This window comes from Nocardia grenadensis NBRC 108939 (assembly GCF_001613445.1).
Taxonomy (GTDB): Bacteria; Actinomycetota; Actinomycetes; order Mycobacteriales; family Mycobacteriaceae; genus Nocardia; species Nocardia grenadensis.
This window is the reverse complement of record NZ_BDCJ01000055.1, coordinates 1-2,516: the sequence shown is the minus strand read 5'-3', so window position 1 is coordinate 2,516 and position 2,516 is coordinate 1. Positions and strand designations below refer to the sequence as shown.

The window sequence follows — 2,516 nt, the reverse complement described above, 5'->3', positions numbered from 1 at the left end:
AGGATGTGGGAGTACATGACCCGCAGCCGCCACACATCGTGGTCTTCGGTCACCCCGACCGGGACCGCTTCCAGGTCCACCCCGTAGGCCAGCAGACTCGTCACCGGCACCGAGTCGGCCAGCAGGTCCACGGTGCGCAGTTCCAGGTGCACAAACCCCGGAGACGGACTCGTCACACGAACTTCGGGGACGGCGAAGTAGGAGGCCAGGGCTTCGCGGGTGGCGTCGTTGGCCCAGTGCTGGAGGGATTGCCCGCCCAGCATCTGGACTTCCACCAGCATCCCGGCACCGGTCAACGTCGCGGCGGTGACGTTCGGATACCCGGTCTCCCACGAGCCGAGCCCGAGGGCAGGCCACATCAGGGCCAACTGTGCGGAATCGGTGACGATCGAGGCCGCCGGGCCCAGTTCCACCGGAAGACCAGCAGTTTCGTTGGCCGCAGCAGGGTCGGTGACACCGTCGAGGCGACGCCAGCGCCACATGGTGAACGCGGTCACCGCAGCCGAACCACCGGCAATGAGCAAATCGGGTGAGATCATCAGGCACTCCCAACAGGGACGGCGAGCGGCAGCATCGTCTGCACCGGACGCGAGGAACGAACAGGAATCGGAGCGACCGGGGCCGGAGGAGCCGGGGCCGGGGTCGGAGGAGCCGGGGCCGGGGTCGGATCGGGAACCGCGGCCAGCACAGGCACAGGCGGCGTGACCGGCTCGGGCTCGGGTTCAGGAACCGGAATGGTTACCGGTTCGGAAGCAGATTCGGCCGGCAAAGCCACCGAGGCGGGCTCGGGCGCAGCCACCGGTTCCGGCTCGGCTTGAGCTTCGGCACGCTGACGGGCAGCGACCCGGAACAACAGCGCCAGCCCGTGAGTGTCGACCAGCAGCGATATCGGAGCCACCGCCGCGACCAGAGCGGCAGCCCAACCGGGTAGTGGTTGACCGGCCGCGACCGCGTGCACCGAGTTCCCAGCGACCGAGACCAGGGCGCCGACCACCAGCACCCCGAGGAAGAAGTTCCGTTCGGACTTGTGCCGGGCGCAGACCAGCAGCCCGAAGGTGGCCAGCAGGATAGTGCCGTCGACGATCAGCGGGAACAACCACGCATCATCGGCAGGCATCCGGGCCAGGCGGGCGAGGTCTTCCAGGGTGGAGAACGACAGCCGGAACGCTGCCGCTCCTACCCCGAGGATGATGAGTGCGGCGGACCAGCGCGCAAGTCGCATCCCCGCCGACTGATCCGCCGCCCGCATCACGCAGCCTTACCGGAGGGCCGGGCCGCACCCGGATCGGCCGGAGCCTGCTTGGCACCGGAGGTGTCCCCGGCGAAACCGGTGGCCCGGATGTTCCAGCCGATCGACTTGAACTCGCCCTGACCGGCGATCTTCGGCTTGACCTGCAACCCCTCCAGCACGATCGGCCGCATCCCGGGCGCAAGCTCCGGGGTCGAGGGAACCGGCATGTGATCGGCGACGAACACCAGATCGAAACTCGCCTGACGAGCGTTCGGGGCCGCCGGGTCGGTGACGGTGGCCTTCCACAGCCGCTTCCCGGTGCCGTTGCCTTCGGCGTCCAGGTCCTGACGCTGCCGCTTCGGCGCGTTGCGGTCGGAGTTGAACTCCAACATCGGCTCGACATCACCGAGCAGGAACAGGCCCTTCGGGAACGCATCTTCGAACGCCGGGGTGAACCACAGATTCTTCATAGCCATCTTGAAAATCTCCTCAGTGTGGGAATGCCCGGTGATTTCCGGTGGGTTGAGAGTACAACTGCTTTCATCGCGAAGCAATTGCTTTCACCATGCCGAGATCGAACCGTTACATTCGCGAAGAATCCGCAGGTAGTGGCGTCAGAACCAACTGCTACCCTCTAGGGCGCAACCGCTACCCGAAGGAGATGGCCATGCCGCAGCCGAGAGGCCAGCGCTCGCTGCCTGCGCACATACGGATCGCGCAGGCCATCCGTAATGACATCGAATCGGGCCGCTTGCGAGATGGCCAACGCCTTCCAAGCACTCGCGCGCTCGCCGACGAATGGAAAGCCAGTCAACTCACGATCACCAAGGCGATGGAGCAGCTTGCGGTCGATGGATACATCGCGAGCCACGATCGGTCGGGCCGGATTGTGACTACGCCGACATCTGTAAGCCTGTCGATCGCCCCGCCGGTTCGGCCTGTACGACCCCGGGTTGTATGCGTCGGCGGTTACGCAGGCAGTGGCAAGAGCGAGTTTGCGAGAACCCTTGCACGAGAGACGAGTTGGGCGATCCTCGATAAGGACACCATCGCCCGTCCGATCATCGAGCCCGCCCTTGAGGACCTTGGATCGACGATCGACGATCGAGAGTCGGACATCTACCTGAATCGGATACGGCCTCGCGAATACGAGGCACTGGCCGCCGTCATCCAGGACAACCTGGAGGTCGGAAACTCGGCGATAGCCGCTGCGCCGTACCTCCGCGAATTCGCCGACCGATCCTGGCTTGAGAACATGATCGCTCGCGCCGAAACCGAGGGCGCA

The 2,516-nt window shown here is 65.7% G+C and carries 3 protein-coding genes and 1 pseudogene; 1 reads left to right on the top strand and 3 read right to left on the bottom strand.

All coding sequences use genetic code 11. The annotated features are described in order from the left end of the window. The 3 genes and pseudogenes from NGR01S_RS29655 to NGR01S_RS29645 form a co-directional block, all read right to left on the bottom strand. Nucleotides 1–539 (bottom strand): annotated as a pseudogene (locus NGR01S_RS29655) (FtsK/SpoIIIE domain-containing protein); the annotation flags it as partial. Then, nucleotides 539–1,249 carry a DUF2637 domain-containing protein gene (locus tag NGR01S_RS29650; RefSeq protein WP_063042716.1) on the bottom strand — a complete coding sequence of 237 codons (711 nt, stop codon included), beginning with the start codon at nt 1,247–1,249 and terminating at the stop codon, nt 539–541. The gene NGR01S_RS29650 and the pseudogene NGR01S_RS29655, both read right to left, overlap by 1 nt. Then, the gene (locus tag NGR01S_RS29645; protein ID WP_063025340.1) at nt 1,249–1,707 is read right to left on the bottom strand and encodes a hypothetical protein; all 459 of its coding nucleotides are present in this window, start codon (nt 1,705–1,707) and stop codon (nt 1,249–1,251) included. The genes NGR01S_RS29650 and NGR01S_RS29645 overlap by 1 nt, the downstream gene beginning before the upstream one ends. Before the next feature lie 185 nt (nt 1,708–1,892). Here NGR01S_RS29645 and NGR01S_RS29640 point away from each other — a divergent pair. Then, nucleotides 1,893–2,516: P-loop nucleotide/nucleoside kinase family protein (locus NGR01S_RS29640; RefSeq protein WP_245664840.1), on the top strand; the 624-nt coding region annotated here is incomplete at its 3' end.

Bases quoted from the DNA above. Each gene is read 5' to 3' on its own strand.
- NGR01S_RS29650 (WP_063042716.1), bottom strand. From the start codon at position 1,249: ATGCGGGCGGCGGATCAGTCGGCGGGGATGCGACTTGCGCGCTGGTCC.
- NGR01S_RS29645 (WP_063025340.1), bottom strand. From the start codon at position 1,707: ATGGCTATGAAGAATCTGTGGTTCACCCCGGCGTTCGAAGATGCGTTC.